Below are 22,617 nucleotides of genomic sequence, written 5' to 3'. Positions count from 1 at the left end.
CAAAAATCATCGTTACAAAATGCCAAGGCCCATAGCGCCTGCATTACCATCACCGCGCAATGATCACACCAGCGCACTTCACCTCCCAAGCGCTTGGGCTCGCCGCCCAGGCGCTTTTTCTTTCCAACCCCAACCCCCGCGTGGGCTGCGTGCTGGTGGCGCCCGATGGCCGGGTGATTGGCCAGGGTTTCACCCAGCAGGCCGGTGGCCCGCACGCTGAAGTGGTGGCACTGCGCGACGCGGCGGCTGCCGGGCAGGATGTGCGGGGCGCTACGGCCTACGTCACGCTGGAACCTTGCGCCCACCAGGGCCGCACGGGACCTTGCTGCGACGCGCTGGTGGCGGCGGGCATTGGCAAGGTGGTGGCATCCATTGCCGACCCCAACCCCCTGGTGGCCGGCCAGGGCTTTGCGCGGCTGCGCGCTGCGGGCGTGGCGGTGGAGGTGGGGCCGGGTGCAGCCGAGTCGCGCGAACTCAACATCGGCTTTTTCAGCCGCATGGTGCGGGGCATACCCTGGGTGCGCCTCAAGGCGGCGGCGTCACTCGACGGCACCACGGCATTGCACAACGGCACCAGCCAGTGGATCACCTCACCCGCTGCGCGCGCCGATGGCCATGCCTGGCGCGCGCGGGCCTGCGCGGTGCTCACCGGCATTGGCACGGTGCTGGACGACAACCCGCGCCTGGATGTGCGCGAGGTCCCAACCCCACGCCAGCCGCATGTGGTGGTGGTGGACAGCCAATTGCAAACCCCGCCGGATGCGCGCCTTTTCATGGCCGGCCGCACTTGCATGATCTACGCAGCCACCCAGAATGATGGCAAAAAGGCCGCACTGGAAGCGCGTGGCGCCACGGTGGTTTATTTACCCAACCCACAGGGCAAAGTGAGCTTGCCCGCCATGCTGCGCGACCTGGCCCAGCGCAGCGTGAACGAGCTTCATGTGGAAGCCGGCAACAAGCTCAATGGCTCATTCGTGCGCGAAGGGCTGGTGGACGAGATGCTGGTGTACCTGGCGCCTACCTTGCTGGGGCCAGGCCTGGGCATGGCCCATGTCGGTCCGTTCGATACCTTGGCGCAAGGCCTGGCCATGGACTTCACTTCGGTAGACCGGGTAGGGCCAGACATCCGCCTCGTGGCAAGAGTGCGCGGGCGCGACGCTTTTTGAGCGCAATGGCGCAGGGCCTGTGGGGCCGGCCTTTTTCACCGGCAAACCAGCTGGCTGCCCTGCCCCGGCGCCCGCACCTGCATGCCACCGATGGCGGCAGCCGCTGCGAAGCCGGCCTGGTGAAAAGTGTCGAGCACGCGCGCCAGTGCATCAGGGCTGCAGCTCACCAGCAGGCCACCGCTGGTCTGGGGGTCGGTCAGCAGGTGGCGCTGCCATTCGGGCACGCCGGGGGCCCAGGCCACATCGGCACCATACGCGGCCCCGTTGCGTGCCGAGGCCCCCGTGACCACGCCGTCGGCCGCAAACCGCGCCGCGGCCGCAATGATCGGCACCCGGGCCAGCTCCACCTGGGCTGAAAGCCCCGAGCCCCGGCACACCTCCAGCAGGTGGCCTGCCAGGCCGAAGCCGGTGACATCGGTCATGGCGTGCACGCCATCCAGCGCACCCAGGGCAATGCCCACCCGGTTGAGCTGTGTGGTGTAGCGCAACATGTCGGCGTAGCCAGCTGCATCCAGCAGGCCTTTCTTTAGTGCCGCCGAGAGAATGCCCACCCCCAGCGGCTTGCCCAGCACCAGCACATCGCCCGCCTGCGCGTCGGCATTGCGGCGCACGCGCTGCGGGTGCACCAGCCCCAGGCCCACCAGGCCATAGATGGGTTCGAGCACGTCGATCGAATGCCCGCCCGCGATGGGGATGCCGGCATCGCGGCACACGGCGGCGCCGCCTTCCAGCACGCGACCGATCACCTCGGGCGGCAGCTGGGCGATGGGCATGCCCACCAGGGCCAGCGCCATGATGGGCGTGCCGCCCATGGCGTAGATGTCGGACAGCGCATTGGTGGCGGCAATGCGGCCAAAGTCATAGGGGTCGTCAACGATGGGGGTGAAAAAATCGGTGGTGGCCACCAGCGCCTGGCTGTCGTTGAGGCGATAGACGGCCGCATCGTCGCTGGTTTCGGTGCCCACCAGCAGCTCGGGCGGCACGATGCCCTGCGGTGCGCGTGCCAAAATCTCCTGCAGCAGGCCCGGCGCTATCTTGCAACCGCAACCGCCGCCGTGCGAGAACTGGGTAAGACGAATGGGTTTTGAATCAACAGTCATGGTGCGCGCGATTGTGCCAGCCGGCCGCCGGCCCGCGCGGGGCAAGGGCTTGGCGCCATGAGCCACCGCGGCCCCGTGCGCGTGGCGGACCGCCATGCTTTTCACACCCTGATCGATGCGCGCTCGCCCGCCGAATACGCGCTCGACCATATTCCCGGCGCCATCAACTGCCCGGTGCTCGACGATGACGAGCGCCGCATCGTCGGCACCCTCTACAAGCAGCAAGGTGCCTTTGAGGCACGGCGCGTGGGTGGCGCCATGGTGGCAGCCAACCTGGCGCGGCATTTGCGCACGCAGTTTGCCGACCAGCCCGCCAGCTGGAAGCCCCTGGTGTACTGCTGGCGCGGCGGCATGCGCAGCGGCTCGATGGTGACCTGGCTGCGCCTGGTGGGCTGGGACGCCCAGCAGCTGGCCGGTGGCTACAAGGCCTGGCGCCGCCATGTGATAGACCGGCTGGCCGAGCTGGCGCCGCAGCTGCCCCTGCGCGTGATCTGCGGCCCCACCGGCAGCGCCAAGACGCGCGTGCTGCAGGCCCTGGCCGCGCGCGGCGCGCAGGTGCTCGACCTGGAGGCCTGCGCCCGCCACCGGGGATCGGTGCTGGGTGCCTGGCCGGGGGTGGAGCAGCCCTCGCAAACCGCCTTCGAGACCACCCTGCTGCATGCACTGGAGCCCCTGGATCTGCAGCGCACCATCTATGTCGAAGCCGAGAGCAGCAAGATTGGCCGCCTGGCGGTGCCCCAGCCCCTAGTGCAGCGGCTGCGCGCCAGCCCCTGCACCGAAATCGCCGCCAGCGTGCCGGCGCGGCTGGATTTCTTGCTGCGCGACTACGCCAACCTGGGCGACGACCCGGCCCTGCTGGCCCGCCAGCTGGGTGTGCTCAAGGAACTGCACGGCAAGCAGGTGATTGCACGCTGGCAGGACTGGGCCGCAGCAGGTGCGCTGGCGCCGCTGTTTGCCGAGCTGGTGGCCTTGCACTACGACCCGCTTTATGCCCGCTCGCAAAGCACGCACCTGCACCAGTGGGCCACGCGGCTCAGCCTGGCCAGCGACGATCTTTCTGCGGCCGGCATTGATGCCCTGGCCGAGCAACTGCTGGCGCTCGGTTGACTTCCCCGGCACCGGGCTGTGCTCCCCCACTGGCCATCAAAAAATCGCTTTTCGCGCTTGTCAGCAAAGCGCCAGAGCCATCTTTCCTCATTGTTTTTGCACTTGCCTCAAGGCAACGCCCCATGATGGGGCGAACTGGCGGTGCACCTCTATGGCTTTTTTGGCGCGTTTATTGCTTAATTTTGGTGCAAGTCTGGCGCCTGCGTCCAGATTGCACCAGAACTGATCAATTCAAAGCACGAGGAAGTTATGAATGCACACCAACAGGGCGGCGATGCCTTGTTCATATTGCTGGGCGCCATCATGGTGCTGGCCATGCACGCCGGTTTTGCGTTTCTGGAGCTGGGCACTGTGCGCAAAAAGAACCAGGTAAATGCCCTGGTCAAGATCCTGGTGGATTTTTCGGTGTCCACGGTGGTGTATTTTTTGGTGGGCTACGGCGTGGCCTATGGCACGCATTTCTTGGTGGGCGCGGAGACACTGGCCCAGCAAAACGGCTTTGCCCTGGTGAAGTTCTTTTTCCTGCTCACCTTCGCGGCGGCGATTCCGGCCATTGTGTCGGGCGGCATTGCGGAACGCGCCAAGTTCTGGCCCCAACTGCTGGCAACCGCCGCCATCGTTGGCTTTGTGTACCCATTTTTTGAAGGTATCGCCTGGAACGAGCATTTCGGCATCCAGGCTGGCATTGCCGCCCTGACCGGCGCCACCTTCCATGATTTTGCCGGCTCGGTGGTGGTGCACGCCGTGGGCGGCTGGATTGCCCTGCCCGCCGTTCTGCTGCTGGGGTCACGCGCCAACCGCTACCGCAAGGATGGCGCCATCTCGGCCCATCCGCCCTCCAATATCCCTTTTCTGGCGTTGGGTGCGTGGGTGCTGATGGTGGGCTGGTTTGGCTTCAATGTGATGAGCGCGCAAACGCTGGACAAGCTGTCGGGGCTGGTAGCGGTCAACTCGCTGATGGCCATGGTGGGCGGCACACTGGCCGCGCTGGTACTGGGCAAGAACGACCCCGGCTTTGTGCATAACGGCCCGCTGGCCGGCCTGGTGGCTGTTTGCGCGGGTTCTGACCTGATGCACCCGCTGGGTGCGCTGGTGGTGGGCGGCGTGGCCGGCAGCATCTTTGTGGTGATGTTCACCCTCACCCAGAACCGCTGGAAGATCGACGATGTGCTGGGCGTATGGCCCCTGCACGGGCTGTGCGGCACCTGGGGCGGCATTGCCGCAGGCATTTTCGGCAGCAAGGCCTTGGGTGGGCTGGGCGGTGTCAGCCTGTGGGCGCAACTCCTGGGAACGGCCATGGGCGTGGTGTGGGCGCTGCTGGGCGGTGCACTGGTGTATGGCGTGCTCAAGGCCACGCTGGGCCTGCGTTTGTCACAGGAAGAGGAATTCGACGGTGCCGATCTGTCGATCCACAAGATCAGCGCAACGCCGGACCGCGAAGTGAGCTGGTAAGCCTGCAGCCCCCAGGGCCCGGATGCGCCGTGCCCCGAGAGCTGGGTTTGGTGTATTGAAACGACGGCGCCACGTCTGACATCCACCTGGCGCGCGGCCCGCTACGCTGGGGCGCACCCCGCTGGGAGTGCCCGCCACCGATTCACGCCGCTACGCCCGCCCATGACCCTCGCCCTTGTTTCCGGCTTTCTTCCCACGCTGCTGCGCCGGCACCTGCCGCCATGGTGGGCTGCCCTGCTCATTCTTGCGCTGAGTGGCTGCGCCGAACTGCCCAAGAATGTGCGGCGCCCTGTTTCCACGGCGCTCGAAGCCACCGCCGGCACCGCACTGGCCACACTGGTGGACGAGCGCCGCGCGACGGCGAACGCGCGCTTTGAATCGGGCTTTGTGCTGCTGGCCGGCCCCCAGGCGGCCTATGGCAGCCGCCTGGCCATGGTGGAAGCGGCACAGAAAACGCTGGACCTGCAGTACTACGCCATCCACGCCGACACCAGCACCGAGCGGCTGCTGCTCGGTGTGATCGCCGCCGCCCGGCGCGGCGTGCGTGTGCGCGTGCTGCTGGACGACTTTCACAGCACCGGAAAAGACGCACAGGTGATGCGCCTGGCCTTCGAGCCCAACATCGAAATGCGCATGTTCAACCCGGTGGCCGGCGCCCGCAACTCCACCGTGTGGCGCATGGTCAGCGCCCTGGGCGATTTTTCGCGGGCGCAGCAGCGCATGCACAACAAGCTCTTCATCGCCGACAACGCCATGGGCGTGGCCGGCGGGCGCAACCTGGGCGATGCCTATTTCGGCCATGACACATCGGGCAACTTTGTCGACCTCGATGTGCTGGCAGCCGGCCCCATCGTGAAGGACCTGTCGCGCAGCTTCGACAGCTACTGGAACAACGAGCGGGCTTACCCTGTGCAGTCGCTGATCACGCCCAAAGAGCTGGACGCCCTGCGCTCGTCGCCTGCCACCACCGACAAGGAGCCAGGCGCACACGCCGGGCCTGCCACGGTGCGCGCGGCCGCCTCCAGCCCGTTGGCCGCGGCGTCCACCCCGGTGGCACCCGACGCCGACGCGGCCGCCAGCCAGGCCCGGCGCAGCCGGGTCTGGGACCAGCAGCCGCTCGACTTGAAGGCCGCACGCTTTGTGTGGGCCCCCGCCGTGGTGCTGGTGGACAAGCCGGCCAAGATTCCGGCCGAGTCCTCCGCCGCCACTCAGCCGCTGGTGCCCCAGCCCGCCACGCCCTCGCCGGGCGTCACGGTGGCGAAGTTGAAGGCCCAGCGGCGCAACGCCAAAGCCCCCCACCCCGACGCTGCCGCCGATGCACCTGCCGACGATACCCCTGGCGCAGCGCAGAGTGCTTCGGCTGACGATCTGGCCGGCAGGGAAGACACCGTGGTGGATGGCCTGCTGCAACTCATGGGCCAGGCCCGCAGCGACCTGCTCATCGTTTCACCCTATTTCGTGCCCGGGCCCGAGATCACCGCCGCCTTTGCCGCAGCGCGGGACCGGGGCGTGCGGGTGCGTGTGCTGACCAATTCGCTGGCGTCGAATGATGCGCCCATCGCCCATGTCGGCTATGCGCGCCACCGCAAGGCGCTGCTGGCCATGGGCGTCGAACTCTACGAGATGCACAGCGAGGCCACCGACCTGCGCCAGGCCTTCAGCGCCACGGGCGGCAGTGGCGGCAGCACCGGGTCTTCGCGCGCTATGCTCCACTCCAAGCTGCTGATCATGGACAACCGGCTGCTGGCCGTTGGCTCCATGAATCTGGACATGCGCTCGCAAAAGCACAACACCGAGATCGCGCTGCTGATCCGCAGCACCATGCTGGCACGCCAGGCCGGCACCAGCATCGAGCAGGCGCTGCGCACGGCCGCATGGCAGGTGGAGCTGCAGGCCGGCGGAGGCCTGGTCTGGCGGGCGCCGCAAGGCAGCAAGCTGCCGGACGCCACCGCCGATCCCGACACCAGCCTGCCGCTGCGGCTGATCCTGTGGCTGCTGGGGCCGCTGGCCCCCGACCATCTGCTGTAGCCCGGCCTCAAGGCTGCAAGCCAGCCACCCAGGCGGTGATGGCGCGCTGATCGGTCATGGTGCGCACCTGCTGAAAGGCCTGCTCGGCCTGCGGGTAGCGGCGGCGCAGCAGGTTGAGCCATTGCTTGAGCCGGCCGGCCCGCTGGCGTGGCTCCAGGTCGTTGCACACCAGTTGCCAGAACGCTGCCAGCTGCGGCAGCAATGCCGGCCACTCCACCGGGTCGGTGCCGGGCTGGCCCCGGTCTGCAGCGCGGATGGCGCGGGCCAGCCCGGGGTCGGCCACCATGCCACGGCCCAGCATGAGGGCGTCGCAGCCCGACAGCGCGCGGCAGCGCTGTGCATCGGCCACGGTCCAGATCTCGCCATTGGCCACCACGGGGATGTGCACGGCCGCGCGGATGGCCGGAATCTGCTCCCAGTAGGCGGGTGGGCGGTAGCCATCGGCCTTGGTGCGCGCGTGCACCACCAGCTCGCTGGCGCCACCGGCTTGCATGGCCTGCGCACACTCGCGCGCCAGGCTCGCATCGTTGAAGCCCAGGCGCATCTTGGCCGACACCGGCAGGTGGGCCGGCACGGCGCGGCGCACGGCGGCCACCAGCGTGGCAATGCGCTCGGGCTCCTGCAGCAGCGCCGCGCCGCCGCCGTGGCGGTTGACCACCTTGGCCGGGCAGCCAAAGTTCAGGTCGATCCCTTCGGGCCCCAGCGCGGCCAGGTGGGCCGCGTTGTCGGCCATGCACGCCGGGTCGGAGCCGAGCAGCTGCGCGCGCACCGGCACGCCCGCCAGCGTGCGCCCGCCATGGCGCAGCTCGGGCAGGTAGCGCAGAAACACCTTGTCGGGCAGCACGGTGCCGGTGACGCGGATGAACTCGGACACGCAGCGGTCCACGCCGCCCACGCGGGTCAGCACATCGCGCAGCACAAAATCCAGAAGCCCCTCCATGGGGGCGAGCAGCAGGGTCATGGGACGGTTCGCCCGCCAGGGCGGGCCGGAGGATTTTCAGAGGAAATTGACAAGGAAACAGGCCATTGCGCCTATGCAGAAAGCGCTGATAGCTACTATAAATATAGCAAAACAACACCCCGCCGAAGGCCGCGGCAGAGCCCGCCATTGTGCGGCAGCCCGGCGCGTGGCCCGGCCGGCCATGGCGGGTGCCAGGCAGGTCATGACAGCGTCATCGCGCGCTGCTCGAATGCGTGCACTCCCCTTTCGTGATCCGCGCGCCCATGTTGCTCCAACGAACCGAAAAAGCCCGCCGTGAACTCTCGCCCGGCGTTCGCACCCTGAGCCTGCGTGAACGCTCGCTGCTGCTGCTGGCGGACGGCAGGCCCCTGGCCGAACTGCAGGCCATGTACAACGGAATCGGCGCGCAGATGGTGGAGCACCTGCTGCGCGAGGGCTACCTCACCGATCTGGCCACCACCGACGCCACAGGCACTGCCGCCCCCGCGCCACCAGCGCCCCCCGAGCCGACCGAAGCCCTGCGCTCCCTGGCGGGCACGCGCATGTACCTGTTCGATCTGTCCGAGCGCCTGTTTGCCCGCCGCGACCCCGATCTGGCCCGCGCCTACCACGCGGCCTTGCGCGCAGCGCGCGACCGCCAGAGCATGCTGGAAGTGGGCGAAGCCCTGGTCGCAGAGGTGGCCAAGGTGGCCGGGCAAGAGCGCGCCCACGGCATCCGCGAACGCCTGGAGCAGCTGCAGCCACCAGAACGCGCGCTGTCCGCCGCCATGAGCGACTGAGCCGGCCGCACAGCGCGGCGCAACGCCCACCCCCTCACGCGGCCAGGGGATGGCAGTGGTTCAGGCCACCGCCAGGCGCCACAGGGAAGTGACTTCCGCCGCGCGGGCCGCGTGCAGGGCATCGCTCGCGTCGGTCGCCTTGGCGTGGCGCGGGCGCATGTCCGTGCGGCCCAGCACCTGCAGGCCGGCCTCGGCGATCCAGCCCAGCAGCTGTTCGCGCGAGCGCAAGCCCAGGTGCTCGGCCAGATCCGACAGAATCAGCCAGCCCTCGCCGCCAGGCGCCAGGTGATCGGCCAGCCCCGCCAGAAAGCCCCGCAGCATGCGGCTGCCCTCGTCGTACACGGCAGTTTCAATGGGCGAGCTGGGGCGTGCAGGCACCCACGGCGGATTGCACACCACCAGCGGTGCGCGCCCGGCGGGGAACAGGTCCACCGGCTGCAGCTCGACCTGCGGCAAAACGCCCAGGCGCTGCAGGTTGTCGCGGGCACAGGCCAGCGCGCGCGGCGCGTTCTCGGTGGCCACCACGCGCCGCACACCGCGGCGCACCAGCAGGGCCGACAGCACGCCCGTGCCCACGCCAATGTCAAAGGCCAGCGCCTTCGACGGCAGGGCCGCCGCGGCCACCAGGTCCACATATTCGCCGCGCACGGGCGAAAACACCCCGTAATGCGGATGGATGCGGTTGTTCGGTGCGGCGCCCAGCGCGGGCACCTCCACGCCCTTCCTGCGCCACTCGTGCGCTCCCACCAGGCCCAGCAGCTCGCGCAGCGAGGCCACCGAGCGCTCGCCCGTGGCCGGGCCCCAGGCTTCGGTGCAAGGCTGGCGCAGGTCGGGCGCACGGCGCAGCGCAATGCCGTAATCACCCTCCAGCGGGATCAGCAAGGCCGACAGCACGCGTGCGCGATGGGCCTGTGCCTGGCGGTGCAGGTGAAACACCTCGGCCGCCGTGGCCGCCGCTATCTTCTGGGCGGCCTTGGCCGCCGCCTTGGGCGCCTTGCGGTCCACCCGCCGCATGAGGGCCTGCAGCAGCATGCGGGCGTTCTGGAAGTCGCCCTGCCACAGCAGGCCGGTGCCTTCACAGGCGAGCCGATAGGCCGTGTCGGCAGGCAGCGTGTCATCGGCCACCACCACGCGGCGCGGCGCGGCCGCCCCGCTTTCGGAGCTCCAGCGGGCTTCGTGGGTCTGGCCCGAGTCGCTCCAGGAAATCATGCGGAAGGCGGGACCAGGCTTAGTTGATGGGGCGCTTGAGGCGCACTTCCTCGATCTTCACGCCGCCCACCACGGCCGTCTTGGCGGTGGAGAGTTCGCGCTTGAAGCCGGCCATTTCATGGAAGCGGAGGGCGCGTTCGTTGCGCAGGGGCACCCACGCGGTCACGTTGGTGCAGCCTTCTTCGTGCAGGCCGTCGCGGGCAGCGTCCCACAAGGCCAGGCCTACGCCCTGGTTCCAATGGGTGGGCGCCGCGTAGATGGCCCAGATTTCACCGGTGGTGGGGCGGGATTTTTCATCGCGCGAACGGTCATAGCCGACAAAACCGACGATCTTTTCACCATCGATGGCGACTTGCACCTGGGGTTCGCAATACTCGATGGCCTCGCGCCAGTAGGCTTGGCGCTTTTCGACCGACATGGATTTCAACTGCTCGTCTGGCACCAGACCTTTGTAAGCCTCTTGGGCGGATACGGTGTGGATCTGTGCAATGGCTTTGGCATCGCGAAGCGTGGCGGGACGAACCTGGATACTGGACATGGAAAAACCGAACGAAAACAGGGAGTGGAAAAACAAAAAGGACCGGCATTGTCGCCGAAACGCTTTTTCACCCTGCACCGCCGGTTAATCCGGGGGCCTGTGCAGGCCCCTGCATCCGCCCTCAGGCGAGCGTCAGCACAGCCGCGCGCGCGCCCTGCGCCAGGGCCCGCTTGTTGCGCGGACGCGGCACTTTCACGGCCGGCGGCACCCCGTTGATGGCGCCCAGGCCCAGCACCAGCGTCACGCTGTGCGAGGCGTCCTCGCGTTCATCCGGTGCGTAGGGGCGATAGCTGCCGTTGCCGGGGCCATGGCTGCGCTGCACGGCATGGAACACCATGCGTGCTCCCTCGCGGCTGGTACCCAGGGGCACCACGCGCAAACGCGCGCCGTGATCGAGGGCCAGGCCCATGTGGCCGGGCCGGTTGATGAGGTCGGTGCGGATGGCGCGCCAGGTCTGCCCGTCGTCCAGCGAAAACTGCCAGGTGCCCGCCTGCGTATCCAGGTATTCAATGACCACGCCGACCGATGGCAGCAGATGGGGGCAGTTTTCCTGGACCAGCCGGGCAACGGTGTTGCCCCCCACGCCAGCACCCGCAACCGTTGCCACGGCGCGCGGATGGGCCATGTGTGGGTGGGTTGCGGAAGCTCCGGCGGCAAAATGCAAAGCACTGGCACTCATGATGAACCTCTTTTTGGACAACCAGGACAGGATCGGTGGTACGTTGCGGCCCAGTTGCGAGCCCTCACAACGCCTGGACCAAAGTCTAGAAAGCGCACGCCGGTGCGTCCATCGCACAAATGGACTAGGCCCACGCCCACGCGTTGTGCGCAATACTCGCCACATGCCCGCCAGCCTGCTGCTTGTTGACGACCACACCCTGTTTCGCACCGGGCTGCGCCTGATCGTGCAGGACCATCCCGCGGTGGCCTGCATTTCCGAGGCCGGCACGGTGGCCGAGGCCTGCGCGCTGCAGATGGACGACGCGGACCTGGTGCTGCTGGATATCCAGATGCCCGGCATGAGCGGCCTGGACGGCCTGCGCCTGTTGCGCCAGGCCTGCCCCCGGGCGCGCATCGTGCTGGTATCCGCCAGCGTGGCACCCGACGCCGTGTACGAGGCCCGCATGCGCGGCGCCGACGGCTTCCTGCCCAAGTCGGCCAGCGGCGAGGACATTCTGGAGGCGATCACCTGCGCCCTGTCGGGCGCGCCCTGCTTTCCGCCCAACAGCGGCAACACCGCCACCACCCGCGCTCCGGTCGCGCCCTTGCTGACCGCGCGCCAGCTCGATGTGCTCGCGCTGCTGTGCACCGGCAAGCCCAACAAGGTGATTGCGCGCGACCTGGGGCTGAGCGAGAACACGGTGCGCGTGCATGTGGCCGCCATCTTTGCGCAGCTGGGCGTCAACAGCCGCAGCGCAGCCTTGCTGGCGGCGCAGCGGCTGGGCCTGTCGCTGCCGCCACCGCATGACGCTGCCTGACCATGACGCCGGCTGAAGCGCTGGGCATCGCATTGCGCTGGCCCTGGCCGTCGCTGCGCTGGGAGCGCGATGACGTCCTGCGCGAGCAGGTCGCGTTGCTGCGACAGAACTTTCCCATGACCCTGCTGGCCTCGCTGGCCACGGCACTGGGCACCCTGTGGGTGATGGGCAGCGGGGTCGACGGGCAGGCGCTGGCCGCCTGGCTGGTCTCGCACCTGCTGGTGGTGGCGGGGGTCTATCTCGCGCTGCACAGCATGGACCCGACCCACGCACCGGCCCGCCCGTCGGCCTACAAGCTCATGGCCTGCATGGCCGGCATGGGGCTGAGCTGGGGCAGCCTGGGCCTGGTGGTGATGCAATGGGGCAACGCCGACAGCGTGATCTATGCGATTGGCATCATCAGCACGGTGTCATCCGGCGCCCTGGGGCTGGGGGCGCCGCTGTACCGCGCCTACCTCACCTACCTGAGCTGCGCCATCGGCGGCGTGCTGCTGGCCATTGCCATGGCGGGCGGGCCGGTGCTGTGGCCAGCGCTGGTTCTCACGCTGGTGTACTACGCCCTGACCTGCATGCAGGCCAGCACCACCGACACGGCCACCCGCCGCAGCATTGCCCTGAAGCTGGAAAACGTGCGCCTGGTGGGAGAGCTGCGCGCCGAATCCCAACGCGCCCTGGCGGCCCAGAAGACTGCCGAAAAGGCCGATCGCGACAAATCCCGCTTCCTGGCGGCGGCCAGCCACGACCTGCGCCAGCCCCTGCATGCCATGGGCCTGTTTCTGGAGAGCCTGCAGCGCAGCCCCCTGAACGAGCGCCAGCAAACGATCCTGGACCATGCCCATGCGGCCTCCAGCGCCGCGGCAGAAATGCTCACGACCTTGCTCGACTACTCACGGCTGGAGGCGGGTGTGGTCAAGGTACGCCCTACGGCATTTGCCGTGCAGCCCCTGCTCACGGCCCTGGAGCAGGAGTTTGGCGTGCAGGCCGACAACGCGCGCCTCGTGTACCGCACACGCGAGACTTCGGCGGCCGTCCACGCCGACCGCGCGCTGGTCGGCCTGGTGATGCGCAACTTCATCTCCAATGCGCTGCGCTACACCGCCCGGGGCGGCGTGCTGATTGCGTGCCGCCGGCGCGGCCGGCGCGTGGCCCTGGAGGTGTGGGACACCGGGGTCGGCATTCCCCAGCACCAGTGGGATGACATTTTTCAGGAGTTCCTCCAGCTCGACAACCCGGAGCGCGACCGGCGCAAGGGCCTGGGTCTGGGCCTGGCCATCGTGCACCGGCTGGTGCGCGAGATGGGCACCACGGTCGAGCTGCACTCGCAGCCGGGCCGGGGCTCGGTGTTTCGCCTCTGGCTGGATGCGTGGGACGGCGCACTGGAAGATGAAGCCGCACCGCCCCCCGACGACCACAGCCTGGAGGGCCTGCATGTGCTGGCCATCGACGACGACGAAGCGGTGCTCCTGGGCATGCAGTCGCTGCTGCAAAGCTGGGGCTGCCACTGCACCGTGGCCGGATCGGGCGCAGAAGCGCTCGCGCGCCTGGGTGAACGCCGGCCGGATCTCATCATCACGGACTTCCGGCTGCGCCACGAGGAAACCGGCAAGCAGGTGCTGCAGGCCCTGCGCACCCGCCTGGGCACTGCGGTGCCGGCCATCATCATGACGGGCGACACCTCGCCCCAGCGCCTGCGCGATGCGCAAAGCACCTCGGCGCTGCTATTGCACAAGCCCGTGTCCACCGGCCAGCTGCGCGAGGCCATGGTGCAGCTGCTGGCCCAGGGCCAGGAGCGCCCCGCCACCCGAGGCACATTGACAGCGGCGCTTACAGCCAGCGGCGCAACAGCCCCATGATGCGGTCGAACCGCGGGCCATACGGCGGATAGAGCAGCGACCCCAAGGCCCAGCGCGACTGCACCAGCACCGACTTCTGGTGGCAAAAGCGCAGGAAACCCTGCTCGCCGTGGTAGGCGCCCCAGCCGCTGTCGCCCACGCCGCCAAAGGGCAGGTTGTCGTGGGCGAAGTGCATGAGCGTGTCGTTCACCGTGACACCGCCACTCACGGTGCGGCGCAGCACATCGCGCTGCACCGCTTCACTGCGGCCAAACCAGTACAGCGCCAGTGGGCGGGGCCCCGCATTGATGTGGGCGATGGCATCGTCCAGCCGGTCGTACGAGATCACGGGCAGGATGGGGCCAAAAATCTCCTCCTGCATCAGGCCCATGCCCGACGTGGCGCCAAACACCAGCGATGGGGCCATCTGGCGGCTGGCCCCGTCGCCCAGTGTGCCCACGGTGGCGGCCACAGGCTTGCCTGCGGTGGGATCGATGGTGTGCACCTCTGCGCCCTGGGTCTGGGCCTGCTGCAGCAGGGTGCGCAGCCGCGCATAGTAGCGCGGCGTGATGATGGAGACGTAATCGGGGTTGCCCTCGATGCTGGGAAACAGGCGCGCCACCGCGGCCTGGTAGGCCTGCAAAAACTCGGCCTCGCGCCCGCGGGGCAGCAACAGGTAATCGGGGGCAATGCAGGTCTGGCCCGCATTGAGCAGCTTGCCGTGGGCAATCTTGAGCGCGGCGTCCTGCATGTCGCAATCGGCGTCCACGATGCACGGCGACTTGCCCCCCAGCTCCAGCGAAGTGGGCGTCAGGTTCTGCGCTGCCGCCTGCGCCACCTTGCGCCCCACCGCGGTGGAACCGGTGAACACCAGGTGATCAAACGGCAGTGAGGCCACCAGTTGCGCCGTGGCCGTATCGCCCTGCACCACGCAAAACTCATCCGCAGCAAAGAACTGCGCCACCAGCAGGGCCAGCTGGGCCGATGTGTGGGGCGTGAGCTCGCTGGGCTTGAGCATGACGCGGTTGCCCGCCGCCAGCGCCGTGATGGCGGGCGCCAGCGCCAGTTGCACGGGGTAGTTCCAGGGAGAGATCACGCCCACCACTCCCAGGGGCTGGCGCGTGATCCAGCCCCGCGCGGGCTGCAAAAAGAAGGGCGTGCGCACCCTCTGGGGTTTCATCCAGCGCGCCAGGTAGCGCAAGGTGTGCGACAGCAAGGTGCGCAGCACGAAAAAATCGGCCATCTCGGTCAAACGCGGCGAGCGCATGCCGAAGTCGGCCTGCACGGCGGCGACGAGCACGGGGCCGTGCTCGTCGAGCATCTTCTGCACGCGCAGCAGGCGCTCGCGGCGGACCAGCAGGGGCACGTCAATGTGCTCGCGGCTGGCCTGGTGTTGCAGATTGAATTGGGCACGGATGTCGTCAGGTGTCATGGCAGCCATCATAGAAGACGGCCCCCGGCCTGAAACGTAAGAACCTGTGCCTTGCCAGCTTGCCAGCTTTACCGCAAATCGGCTGGTTTGCGCGGTTCGCGCGGCTCCACGTCCACCACTTCGCCGGCCCCCGGCAACACGCCCGCTCGGCGCGACGGCGTATCGGCAGCGGGCGCGGTGCGCACGGCGGACCAGCGCTCGGTGGAGCGGTACACCGTGCGCCAACCCGTGCGCGGGTCCACCCGCATGGTCCAGGGCATGACGGGCCGGCCGGTAAGGCGCGCCCAGACCGCCCGCAACCCCCACGCCAGCGCAAGCACCAGCACGGCGGCCAGCAGGCTCAGAAACATCACCAGCCCGGCCACCACCACCACGGCCCGGATGAGCCAGCGGGTCAGGCCCGATAAGAAATCATTCAAACAACCTCCTCAGGCATCCACCAATTCTTTGCATTCAATAGGCCGCCAGCGCTTGTTCATCAAGCGCCAGCGGCTATTTTGTTTACAGCACCCTGATCCCATCCATCACGCCGGCGCGAATGCGCCGAAGTGAAAGACACCAGGCTCCCGCACCGGATCGACATCGACCGGGATCACGCTCTTGGGCGGGAAGCGCCCTTCCAGCAGCAGTGTGGACAGCGGGTTCTCGATGCGCTGCTGGATCGCCCGCTTGAGCGGCCGCGCACCAAACACCGGATCGAACCCCACCTTGGCCAGTTCCGCCAAGGCAGCGTCGGACACCTGCAACTCCAGGTCCATCTTCGCCAACCGGGTTTGCAGCAACTGCAGCTGGATCTTGGCGATCGATGCAATGTGCTGCGCATCGAGCGCATGGAACACCACGGTCTCGTCGATGCGGTTCAGGAACTCGGGCCGGAAATGGTTCTTGAGCTCGCCCCAGACCGCATCCTTGATGTCCTGCGAGTCCTGCCCCACCATGGCCTGAATCAGGTGCGAGCCGATGTTGCTCGTCATCACGATCACCGTGTTCTTGAAGTCCACGGTGCGGCCCTGGCCGTCGGTCAGGCGGCCATCGTCCAGCACCTGCAGCAGCACGTTGAACACATCGGGGTGGGCCTTTTCCACCTCGTCGAGCAGCAGCACGCTGTAGGGCTTGCGGCGCACGGCCTCGGTGAGGTAGCCGCCCTCCTCGTAGCCCACGTAGCCGGGCGGCGCGCCGATCAGGCGGGCCACGGAGTGCTTCTCCATGAACTCGCTCATGTCGATGCGGATGAGGTGCTCCTCGCTGTCGAACAGGAAGCCCGCCAGCGCCTTGCACAGCTCGGTCTTGCCCACGCCCGTGGGGCCGAGAAACAGGAACGAGCCCGTGGGGCGGTTCGGATCGCTCAGGCCCGAGCGCGAGCGGCGGATGGCGTTGGCCACGGCGGCAATGGCCTCCTGCTGGCCCACCACGCGCTCGTGCAGCTTGGTTTCCATCTGCAGCAGCTTGTCTTTTTCGCCCTGCATCATCTTGGCCACGGGGATACCGGTGGCACGGCTCACCACCTCGGCAATTTCCTCGGCGCCCACCTGGGTGCGCAGCAAACGGTTGGCCTGTGCCGCACCGTCCTTGCCTTCTTCCTTGGCCTGGGCTTCCTTGAGCTGCTTCTCCAGATCGGGCAGCTTGCCGTATTGCAGCTCGGCCACCTTGTTGAAGTCTCCCTTGCGCTTCAATTCCTCGATCTGCAGCTTGACCTGCTCGACCTGCTCGCGCACCTGCTGGCTGCCCTGGGCCTGGGCCTTTTCCGATTGCCAGATTTCGTCGAGGTCGGCGATCTCTTTTTGCAGGGAGGCGATTTCTTCCTCGATCAGCTCAAAACGCTTTTGCGAGGCCTCGTCCTTTTCACGCTTGACGGCTTCCCGCTCGATCTGCAGCTGGATCAGGCGCCGGTCCAGCTTGTCCATGACCTCGGGCTTGGAATCGAGCTCGATCTTGATCTTGCTGGCCGCCTCGTCGATCAGGTCGATGGCCTTGTCGGGCAGGAAGCGGTCGGTGATGTAGCGGTGCGAGAGTTCCGCCGCGGCCACGATGGCCGGGTCGGTGATCTCCACGCCGTGGTGCACCTCGTACTTTTCCTGCAGGCCGCGCAGGATGGCAATGGTGGCCTCCACCGTAGGCTCGCCCACCAGGATTTTCTGGAAGCGCCGTTCCAGTGCAGCGTCTTTCTCGATGTACTTGCGGTATTCGTCGAGCGTGGTCGCGCCCACGCAGTGCAGCTCGCCGCGCGCGAGCGCCGGCTTGAGCATGTTGCCGGCATCCATCGCGCCCTCGGCCTTGCCCGCGCCCACCATGGTGTGCAGTTCGTCGATGAAGACGATGGTCTGGCCCTCGTCCTTGGCCAGCTCGTTGAGCACGGTCTTCAGGCGTTCCTCGAATTCGCCGCGAAACTTGGCGCCGGCCAGCAGCGCCGCCATGTCGAGCGACAGCACGCGCTTGCCCTTGAGCGATTCGGGCACCTCGCCGGCCACGATGCGCTGGGCCAGCCCCTCGACGATGGCCGTCTTGCCCACGCCGGGCTCGCCGATCAGCACCGGGTTGTTCTTGGTGCGCCGCTGCAGCACCTGGATGGCGCGGCGGATCTCATCGTCGCGGCCGATCACCGGGTCGAGCTTGCCGATGCGGGCGCGCTCGGTCAGGTCAATGCAGTATTTCTTCAACGCCTCGCGCTGGCCCTCGGCCTCGGCGCTGTCCATCTTCTGGCCACCGCGCACGGCGTCAATGGCAGCCTCCAGGCTCTTGCGCGTGAGGCCGTTTTCCTTGGCAATGCGCGCGGCCTCGCCCTTGCTGTCGATCACGGCCAGCAAAAACAGCTCGCTGGCGATGAACTGGTCGCCGCGCTTGATGGCCTCCTTCTCGGTGGCCTGCAGCACGCGAGCGAGCTCGGGCCCGACCTGCACCTGGTCCTGGCCCTGCACCTGGGGCAGGCGCTTGACGGCCGCTTCGGCCGCTGCCAGCAGGCCGGGCACATTGGTGCCCGCCCGCTGCAGCAGCGCCTTGGGGCCGTCGTCCTGCTGGAGCATGGCCACGAGCATGTGCACGGGCTCGATGTAGGCGTGGTCGTTGCCCAGCGCAATGCTCTGGGCATCGCTCAGGGCTTCATGGAACTTGGTGGTGAATTTGTCGAGACGCATGGGTCAATGTCCTCCGAATTGCAGAGCACTTGGGGCAGGGGTTGCCTGATTTCAAGGCAGCGCCCTGCCTGCCGGTTGCGCTGTGTCAACGCACCATTCAGAAGCCATCGCCCCTGAAAACTACTTTTTTGATAGCTGCCAGCGATTTACCAATCAACATCAAAGGCCAATTTCATCCAGATTTTCAATGTCGAACAAGGCCCAGTGCTTCAGGCATTGCTCGCCGTGATGCCCCAGCGCGCCAGGGCGGCGTCGTCGCTCACGCGCGCATCCACCCAGCGTGCGCCCTGGGGCGTTTCTTCCTTCTTCCAGAACGGCGCCTGGGTCTTGAGGTAATCCATCAGGAACTCGCAGGCCTGGAAACTCTGGCCCCGGTGCGCGCTGGTCACGGCCACCAGCACGATCTGGTCGAGCGGCTGGAGCAGCCCGACACGGTGGATCACGCGGGCGCCCAGGATGTCGAAACGCCGCAAGGCCTCGTCCACCATGGCTTCGATGGATTTCTCGGTCATGCCGGGGTAATGCTCCAGCTCCATGGACGACACCGGATCCCCCTCGTTCCTGTCGCGCACCGTGCCAATGAAACTGCATACCGCACCCACGCTCTTGTTCTCCCGGCGCAGGGCGGCGATTTCACAGGACAGGTCGAAGTCCTCGGTCTGGATGGAAACGCGGGGCAGGTTCATGGCAAAACGACTTTCGTGCGAGAGGTTCACGGCGAGCGATGCAGCCGGGGTGCGGCCAGCAATGCGCGCTCTTCCTCCACCACCTTGTTCAGTTGCGCCAGCGCGGGCGAGGGCGGCAATTGGGCCAGCAGGGTTTGCAGGCGCGTGACATCCGCCACGGTGGGGGCCACCTTGATCTGCGCGATGGCGGCGGGCAGGTTGCCGCCCCGCACCAGCGCCAGCACCTTGGCGGGCCATTCACTTTTATTGCGTGCCATAGATTGTGAAACAGGTTTGTCTGTACGATTCGCCCGCACTGTACCCGCACTGCGACCCCCTGCACCTGATTACCATGGCCACCCAAACGATTCAGACCGATCTGTACAAGCTCTACCCGTCCCCGCGCAACACGGTCCGCGATGTGTTCGGGCACCAGGTCTTCGTGCCCCACCCCTACGCCATCATCGACCTGGCGGCCATGGAACTGGCCGGCAAGACCACGCTGTTTGCCGCCTGCCGCCTGTCGGACATGAAGATGGGGCAACTGGTCACGTTCGCGCTGGCGGCCGACCAGGCCAAATTCGAGCGGCTGTTCACCCCCGACTGAACCGTGCCCATGGACGACGACAACCAGATCCACGTGCCGCCCTCCTTCTTGGCGGTGTACACCGACGCCCGCGGGCGCCTCACCGAAAAGGCCGACGAAGTGCGCTGCCGCTACGAACTGTGCGAAGACCTGGCGGGCCACCTGGTGGAGCACGCCCAGACGCTGTACCACGTACAGGCGCCCTCCGAGGCCGAGATCCTGCGGCGCATCCATGCGGGGCTGTGCACGGCGGAATCGGGTGTGTCAGTGCCCGAAGCCACCTGGATCGTCACCCGGCTGGCCGAGTTGCTGACGTGGCAGTGCCCTGAACTGGCCCCGGTGAAGGATGCAGGGGTAAGTGGCTGACGGGTGGCGCCGCCGCGCCATCCCAGCGCCCCAGGTTGCTGCGCGCAGCGATCAGAGCGACAAAATCCATTTCACAAGCTGTTTGGCCTCCGCCTCACTGACCAAGGGCCGCTCGGAATCGTCGGGCATCTTGGCGATGCCCCAATGCCGGCCGCTCCCGCCGTCACTGCCCTTCCGAATGGTGGCCACCAAGGTTTTCTCGGCACTCCGATCACCTTTCCACCGAACCGCAATCTTCTGGAATGCAGGGCCCGCGCCATCCTTGGTGATCGAGTGACACTGCATGCATTGTTTTTCGTCAGCGAGCTGCGGGTTGGCCCACGCAGAAAAGCCCATACCCAGCAAACCTGCGACGACGAGGAGGTGGAGCGTCTTCATAAATTTCCCCTTGCGGTTTGGCGACATGCCACATGCAAGATATTCCTGACGCAACCGCACGTCAATTGACCCGCAACCAAATGCCGTCGCAGTATTGACATACGTCAAAACAACCCGGGGGATATGCAGGCCGACTTTCGGGGGCGGCTGCAGCGCGGCAGCAGCTGGCAGACGCCAGGCCATGGTGCACCCGGATGCCGCCCACACCCTTCAAGGCGGCCCCGTGCCGAAACGGTCTGGCCGATCCGGCGCCCCCGGCTACCCCCCCGTCACGGGCGGGAAAAACGCCACCTCGGCTCCATCGACCAGAACCGCCGACTCTTCGCTCAAGGCCTGGTTGAGCGCCATGCGCACCGCACGGCCACGAGCAAGGCTGGTGGCATGGGCACCACCGCGGGCAATGAGCTCGTCGCGCAACGCGCCCAAGGTGGTGGCGGTGGTTTGCACCGGTTCTTGCCCCGCGCCGATGGCCTCGCGGATGGAGGCGAAATAGCGCACTGTGATCTTTTTCATCGCTGGGCCACCCCAAGATGAAAAGCGGCCCCCTCGGGGGGCAGCGAGCACACGAAGTGGAAAGCGTGGGGGCACATGTTCATGACAGCAACTCCGAAAACGCAATGAACCGCACCGTATCACCGGATGCGATCGTCTGGCCGGCCGGGTTGTCCACCACGCCATCACCCCAGGCGGCCGAGGTGAGTACGCCCGAGCTCTGGTTGTCGAACAGGTCCAGCCCGCCCGTGGCGTTGTGCCGCACGCGCAGGAATTCGCGGCGTTTATCGCCCTTGGGCCATGTGAAATCAGCGCGGACAGCCATGGATTGAGGAGCCACATCCTGCACGCCCTGCAGCCGCAGCACAAACGGCCGCACCAGCAGCGCGAAGGTCAGAAAGCTCGACACCGGATTGCCGGGCAGGCCCATGAAGTGCGCGGCACCCACGCGGCCATAGGCGAACGGCTTGCCGGGCTTCATGGCGATCTGCCACAGATCGAGTGTGCCCAGCGATTCGACGGCGGGCTTGATGTGGTCTTCCTCGCCCACGCTCACGCCGCCACTGGTCAGGATCAGGTCGTGCGCGTTGCTGGCTTGGCGCAAGGCGGCTGTGGTGGCGTCGCGCCGGTCGGGCACGATGCCGAAATCGCTCACCTCGCAGCCCAGGCGCAGCAGCATGGCGCGCAGAAAGAACCGGTTGCTGTTGTAGATGGCGCCAGGGCGCATCTGCTCGGGCGGCACATCGCCGGGCATGACCAGTTCATCGCCGGTGGAGAACAGCGCCACGCGCGGGCGGCGGGCCACCGGCAGTTGCGCCAGGCCGATGCTGGCGGCCAGGCCCAGCTCGGCCGGGCTCAGGCGGGTGCCGGCCTGCAGCACCACGGCACCGCGCGTGATGTCTTCGCCGGCACGGCGAATCCACTGGCCCGGGCGGGGCACGGCGTTGACGCGCACACTGCCATCATCGAGCGCTTCGCAGTCTTCCTGCATCAGGATGGCATCGGCGCCTGCAGGCACGGGCGCACCGGTGAAGATGCGCGCAGCGGTGCCGGGCTGCAGCGGCTCGCCCGCGCTGCCGGCGGCAATCCGCTGCGACACGGGCAGCGCAAGGCCCATCGCCACGACATCGGCGCAGCGCACGGCATAGCCGTCCATGGCACTGTTGTCGTTGGGCGGCACCTGCAGCACCGAAATGCAGTCCTGCGCCAGCACGCGGCCGTCGGCATCGAAGGTGCTGACGGTGTCGGAGCCCGCCAGGGGCGCGGCGTGGCCCAGCAGCTCGGCCAGCGCCTCATCCAGCGGTTTCAGGGGTTTCATTGGGGGACGCATGGCAACAGGTCTCCGTGCAGGTCCCACTGGTAGTCGAAGCGGTCGGCATGCTGCAGCAGCCAGTCCACCACCTGATCGGGGGCATTGAGGTCGAGCACGGGCCGTTGCGTGGGTACGGGCAGGTTGTGCGGGGCGTCGGTGGCGATGGCGACCACAAAGTCGTCGTCGGGGTAACGCACGGGCTTGGCCGCGCGGCCGGGCTCGGGTGCGCGCCAGACTTCGACCTTGAGCAGATCGCTGTCCTTGAAGCCCTCCACCAGCACCCAGTCCACGCCCTGGTACAGCTCGGCCAGCAGGTGGTGCACTGTGAGCGTGGCGGGCTGTTCGAACTCGCGCACCAGCATCAGGCGCTTGTCCGAGGCGGCCACCACTTCGAAGGCCCCGGCTTCGCGGTGGCGGTACGTGTCCTTGCCAGGGTGGTCGATGTCGAAACTGTGGTGGGCATGTTTGACCACCGACACGCGCAGTCCCCGCAGGCGCAGCTCGGGGATCAACTGCTCGACCAGCGTGGTCTTGCCGCTGCCAGAGAAACCGGCAAAGCCTACAACCTTCATCCCATGCTCCTGTGAATAGCTATGCTATTTATA

The 22,617-nt window shown here is 67.3% G+C and carries 23 protein-coding genes; 9 read left to right on the top strand and 14 right to left on the bottom strand.

Translation table 11 applies throughout. From position 1 onward, the window contains the following. Nucleotides 1-59 precede the first annotated feature (59 nt). Nucleotides 60-1,166, top strand: coding sequence for a bifunctional diaminohydroxyphosphoribosylaminopyrimidine deaminase/5-amino-6-(5-phosphoribosylamino)uracil reductase RibD (gene ribD, locus K225_RS0111060; RefSeq protein ID WP_026436471.1), 1,107 nt, complete (start codon nt 60-62; stop codon nt 1,164-1,166). Between the two features lie 35 nt (nt 1,167-1,201). On the opposite strand, the gene selD is transcribed toward ribD, so the two are convergent. After that, nucleotides 1,202-2,266 (bottom strand): selenide, water dikinase SelD, encoded by a 1,065-nt coding sequence (selD, locus tag K225_RS20715; protein ID WP_034712467.1) that lies wholly within the window; start codon nt 2,264-2,266, stop codon nt 1,202-1,204. Between the two features lie 57 nt (nt 2,267-2,323). On the opposite strand from selD, the gene mnmH reads away from it, so the two are divergent. The 3 genes from mnmH to K225_RS0111040 all read left to right on the top strand — a co-directional run bounded on the left by mnmH (nt 2,324) and on the right by K225_RS0111040 (nt 6,853). Continuing rightward, nucleotides 2,324-3,373 carry a tRNA 2-selenouridine(34) synthase MnmH gene (mnmH, locus tag K225_RS0111050; protein WP_026436470.1) on the top strand — a complete coding sequence of 350 codons (1,050 nt, stop codon included), beginning with the start codon at nt 2,324-2,326 and terminating at the stop codon, nt 3,371-3,373. 249 nt (nt 3,374-3,622) lie between these two features. After that, nucleotides 3,623-4,825 (top strand): ammonium transporter, encoded by a 1,203-nt coding sequence (locus K225_RS0111045; RefSeq protein WP_026436469.1) that lies wholly within the window; start codon nt 3,623-3,625, stop codon nt 4,823-4,825. A 162-nt stretch (nt 4,826-4,987) separates the two neighbouring features. Further along, nucleotides 4,988-6,853, top strand: a complete 1,866-nt coding sequence (locus tag K225_RS0111040) for a phospholipase D family protein (RefSeq protein WP_081679657.1) — start codon at nt 4,988-4,990, stop codon at nt 6,851-6,853. A 7-nt stretch (nt 6,854-6,860) separates the two neighbouring features. Here K225_RS0111040 and K225_RS0111035 read toward each other — a convergent pair whose 3' ends face one another. Beyond that, nucleotides 6,861-7,814 carry a tRNA-dihydrouridine synthase gene (locus K225_RS0111035; RefSeq protein WP_026436467.1) on the bottom strand — a complete coding sequence of 318 codons (954 nt, stop codon included), beginning with the start codon at nt 7,812-7,814 and terminating at the stop codon, nt 6,861-6,863. 263 nt (nt 7,815-8,077) lie between these two features. Here K225_RS0111035 and K225_RS0111030 point away from each other — a divergent pair, with 263 nt between their 5' ends. After that, the gene (locus K225_RS0111030) at nt 8,078-8,593 is read left to right on the top strand and encodes a hypothetical protein (protein ID WP_026436466.1); all 516 of its coding nucleotides are present in this window, start codon (nt 8,078-8,080) and stop codon (nt 8,591-8,593) included. 60 nt (nt 8,594-8,653) lie between these two features. On the opposite strand, the gene K225_RS0111025 is transcribed toward K225_RS0111030, so the two are convergent. The 3 genes from K225_RS0111025 to K225_RS0111015 form a co-directional block, all read right to left on the bottom strand. After that, entirely contained in the window at nt 8,654-9,802 is a 1,149-nt protein-coding gene (locus K225_RS0111025) for a methyltransferase (RefSeq protein ID WP_026436465.1), read from the bottom strand. 19 nt (nt 9,803-9,821) lie between these two features. After that, nucleotides 9,822-10,340 (bottom strand): GNAT family N-acetyltransferase, encoded by a 519-nt coding sequence (locus K225_RS0111020; RefSeq protein ID WP_026436464.1) that lies wholly within the window; start codon nt 10,338-10,340, stop codon nt 9,822-9,824. 121 nt (nt 10,341-10,461) lie between these two features. Beyond that, entirely contained in the window at nt 10,462-11,019 is a 558-nt protein-coding gene (locus K225_RS0111015; protein ID WP_026436463.1) for a hypothetical protein, read from the bottom strand. A gap of 163 nt (nt 11,020-11,182) precedes the next feature. On the opposite strand from K225_RS0111015, the gene K225_RS0111010 reads away from it, so the two are divergent. Both K225_RS0111010 and K225_RS0111005 read left to right on the top strand, forming a co-directional pair. After that, entirely contained in the window at nt 11,183-11,818 is a 636-nt protein-coding gene (locus K225_RS0111010) for a response regulator transcription factor (protein ID WP_026436462.1), read from the top strand. A gap of 2 nt (nt 11,819-11,820) precedes the next feature. Continuing rightward, nucleotides 11,821-13,671 (top strand): hybrid sensor histidine kinase/response regulator, encoded by a 1,851-nt coding sequence (locus K225_RS0111005; protein ID WP_026436461.1) that lies wholly within the window; start codon nt 11,821-11,823, stop codon nt 13,669-13,671. On the opposite strand, the gene K225_RS0111000 is transcribed toward K225_RS0111005, so the two are convergent. The 5 genes from K225_RS0111000 to K225_RS0110980 all read right to left on the bottom strand — a co-directional run bounded on the left by K225_RS0111000 (nt 13,643) and on the right by K225_RS0110980 (nt 19,156). Next, entirely contained in the window at nt 13,643-15,082 is a 1,440-nt protein-coding gene (locus K225_RS0111000; RefSeq protein WP_026436460.1) for a coniferyl aldehyde dehydrogenase, read from the bottom strand. The genes K225_RS0111005 and K225_RS0111000 overlap by 29 nt on opposite strands. A gap of 68 nt (nt 15,083-15,150) precedes the next feature. After that, the gene (locus tag K225_RS0110995) at nt 15,151-15,501 is read right to left on the bottom strand and encodes a hypothetical protein (RefSeq protein WP_026436459.1); all 351 of its coding nucleotides are present in this window, start codon (nt 15,499-15,501) and stop codon (nt 15,151-15,153) included. 105 nt (nt 15,502-15,606) lie between these two features. Continuing rightward, entirely contained in the window at nt 15,607-18,213 is a 2,607-nt protein-coding gene (gene clpB / locus K225_RS0110990) for an ATP-dependent chaperone ClpB (protein WP_026436458.1), read from the bottom strand. Between the two features lie 209 nt (nt 18,214-18,422). After that, on the bottom strand, nt 18,423-18,899 hold the full coding sequence (locus K225_RS0110985; protein WP_026436457.1) for a molybdenum cofactor biosynthesis protein MoaE: 477 nt from the start codon (nt 18,897-18,899) through the stop codon (nt 18,423-18,425). Nucleotides 18,900-18,925: 26 nt separating this feature from the next. Continuing rightward, nucleotides 18,926-19,156: a hypothetical protein gene (locus K225_RS0110980; RefSeq protein ID WP_026436456.1), complete on the bottom strand. Its 231-nt coding sequence runs from the start codon at nt 19,154-19,156 to the stop codon at nt 18,926-18,928. A 74-nt stretch (nt 19,157-19,230) separates the two neighbouring features. Between K225_RS0110980 and K225_RS0110975 the strand changes: the two genes are divergently transcribed. Both K225_RS0110975 and K225_RS0110970 read left to right on the top strand, forming a co-directional pair. Beyond that, on the top strand, nt 19,231-19,485 hold the full coding sequence (locus K225_RS0110975; RefSeq protein WP_026436455.1) for a hypothetical protein: 255 nt from the start codon (nt 19,231-19,233) through the stop codon (nt 19,483-19,485). Between the two features lie 9 nt (nt 19,486-19,494). Then, nucleotides 19,495-19,830, top strand: a complete 336-nt coding sequence (locus K225_RS0110970) for a hypothetical protein (protein ID WP_026436454.1) — start codon at nt 19,495-19,497, stop codon at nt 19,828-19,830. Between the two features lie 51 nt (nt 19,831-19,881). Here K225_RS0110970 and K225_RS22565 read toward each other — a convergent pair whose 3' ends face one another. The 4 genes from K225_RS22565 to mobB all read right to left on the bottom strand — a co-directional run bounded on the left by K225_RS22565 (nt 19,882) and on the right by mobB (nt 22,584). Continuing rightward, entirely contained in the window at nt 19,882-20,391 is a 510-nt protein-coding gene (locus K225_RS22565; RefSeq protein WP_238323222.1) for a c-type cytochrome, read from the bottom strand. A gap of 75 nt (nt 20,392-20,466) precedes the next feature. Further along, nucleotides 20,467-20,721 carry a molybdopterin converting factor subunit 1 gene (gene moaD / locus K225_RS0110960; RefSeq protein WP_026436452.1) on the bottom strand — a complete coding sequence of 85 codons (255 nt, stop codon included), beginning with the start codon at nt 20,719-20,721 and terminating at the stop codon, nt 20,467-20,469. A 79-nt stretch (nt 20,722-20,800) separates the two neighbouring features. Next, nucleotides 20,801-22,018 carry a gephyrin-like molybdotransferase Glp gene (glp, locus tag K225_RS0110955; RefSeq protein ID WP_369794854.1) on the bottom strand — a complete coding sequence of 406 codons (1,218 nt, stop codon included), beginning with the start codon at nt 22,016-22,018 and terminating at the stop codon, nt 20,801-20,803. After that, nucleotides 22,015-22,584, bottom strand: a complete 570-nt coding sequence (mobB, locus tag K225_RS0110950; RefSeq protein ID WP_026436450.1) for a molybdopterin-guanine dinucleotide biosynthesis protein B — start codon at nt 22,582-22,584, stop codon at nt 22,015-22,017. The genes glp and mobB overlap by 4 nt, the downstream gene beginning before the upstream one ends. Nucleotides 22,585-22,617: the final 33 nt, after the last annotated feature.

The sequence above is a fragment of the Acidovorax sp. JHL-9 genome, assembly GCF_000426205.1.
GTDB classification, from domain to species: domain Bacteria; phylum Pseudomonadota; class Gammaproteobacteria; order Burkholderiales; family Burkholderiaceae_C; genus Acidovorax; species Acidovorax soli.
This window is presented reverse-complemented; position numbering and strand designations above follow the sequence as displayed.

Bases quoted from the DNA above. Each gene is read 5' to 3' on its own strand.
- ribD (WP_026436471.1), top strand. From the start codon at position 60: ATGATCACACCAGCGCACTTCACCTCCCAAGCGCTTGGGCTCGCCGCC.
- selD (WP_034712467.1), bottom strand. From the start codon at position 2,266: ATGACTGTTGATTCAAAACCCATTCGTCTTACCCAGTTCTCGCACGGC.
- mnmH (WP_026436470.1), top strand. From the start codon at position 2,324: ATGAGCCACCGCGGCCCCGTGCGCGTGGCGGACCGCCATGCTTTTCAC.
- K225_RS0111045 (WP_026436469.1), top strand. From the start codon at position 3,623: ATGAATGCACACCAACAGGGCGGCGATGCCTTGTTCATATTGCTGGGC.
- K225_RS0111040 (WP_081679657.1), top strand. From the start codon at position 4,988: ATGACCCTCGCCCTTGTTTCCGGCTTTCTTCCCACGCTGCTGCGCCGG.
- K225_RS0111035 (WP_026436467.1), bottom strand. From the start codon at position 7,814: ATGACCCTGCTGCTCGCCCCCATGGAGGGGCTTCTGGATTTTGTGCTG.
- K225_RS0111030 (WP_026436466.1), top strand. From the start codon at position 8,078: ATGTTGCTCCAACGAACCGAAAAAGCCCGCCGTGAACTCTCGCCCGGC.
- K225_RS0111025 (WP_026436465.1), bottom strand. From the start codon at position 9,802: ATGATTTCCTGGAGCGACTCGGGCCAGACCCACGAAGCCCGCTGGAGC.
- K225_RS0111020 (WP_026436464.1), bottom strand. From the start codon at position 10,340: ATGTCCAGTATCCAGGTTCGTCCCGCCACGCTTCGCGATGCCAAAGCC.
- K225_RS0111015 (WP_026436463.1), bottom strand. From the start codon at position 11,019: ATGAGTGCCAGTGCTTTGCATTTTGCCGCCGGAGCTTCCGCAACCCAC.
- K225_RS0111010 (WP_026436462.1), top strand. From the start codon at position 11,183: ATGCCCGCCAGCCTGCTGCTTGTTGACGACCACACCCTGTTTCGCACC.
- K225_RS0111005 (WP_026436461.1), top strand. From the start codon at position 11,821: ATGACGCCGGCTGAAGCGCTGGGCATCGCATTGCGCTGGCCCTGGCCG.
- K225_RS0111000 (WP_026436460.1), bottom strand. From the start codon at position 15,082: ATGACACCTGACGACATCCGTGCCCAATTCAATCTGCAACACCAGGCC.
- clpB (WP_026436458.1), bottom strand. From the start codon at position 18,213: ATGCGTCTCGACAAATTCACCACCAAGTTCCATGAAGCCCTGAGCGAT.
- K225_RS0110985 (WP_026436457.1), bottom strand. From the start codon at position 18,899: ATGAACCTGCCCCGCGTTTCCATCCAGACCGAGGACTTCGACCTGTCC.
- K225_RS0110980 (WP_026436456.1), bottom strand. From the start codon at position 19,156: ATGGCACGCAATAAAAGTGAATGGCCCGCCAAGGTGCTGGCGCTGGTG.
- K225_RS0110975 (WP_026436455.1), top strand. From the start codon at position 19,231: ATGGCCACCCAAACGATTCAGACCGATCTGTACAAGCTCTACCCGTCC.
- K225_RS0110970 (WP_026436454.1), top strand. From the start codon at position 19,495: ATGGACGACGACAACCAGATCCACGTGCCGCCCTCCTTCTTGGCGGTG.
- K225_RS22565 (WP_238323222.1), bottom strand. From the start codon at position 20,391: ATGGCCTGGCGTCTGCCAGCTGCTGCCGCGCTGCAGCCGCCCCCGAAA.
- moaD (WP_026436452.1), bottom strand. From the start codon at position 20,721: ATGAAAAAGATCACAGTGCGCTATTTCGCCTCCATCCGCGAGGCCATC.
- glp (WP_369794854.1), bottom strand. From the start codon at position 22,018: ATGAAACCCCTGAAACCGCTGGATGAGGCGCTGGCCGAGCTGCTGGGC.
- mobB (WP_026436450.1), bottom strand. From the start codon at position 22,584: ATGAAGGTTGTAGGCTTTGCCGGTTTCTCTGGCAGCGGCAAGACCACG.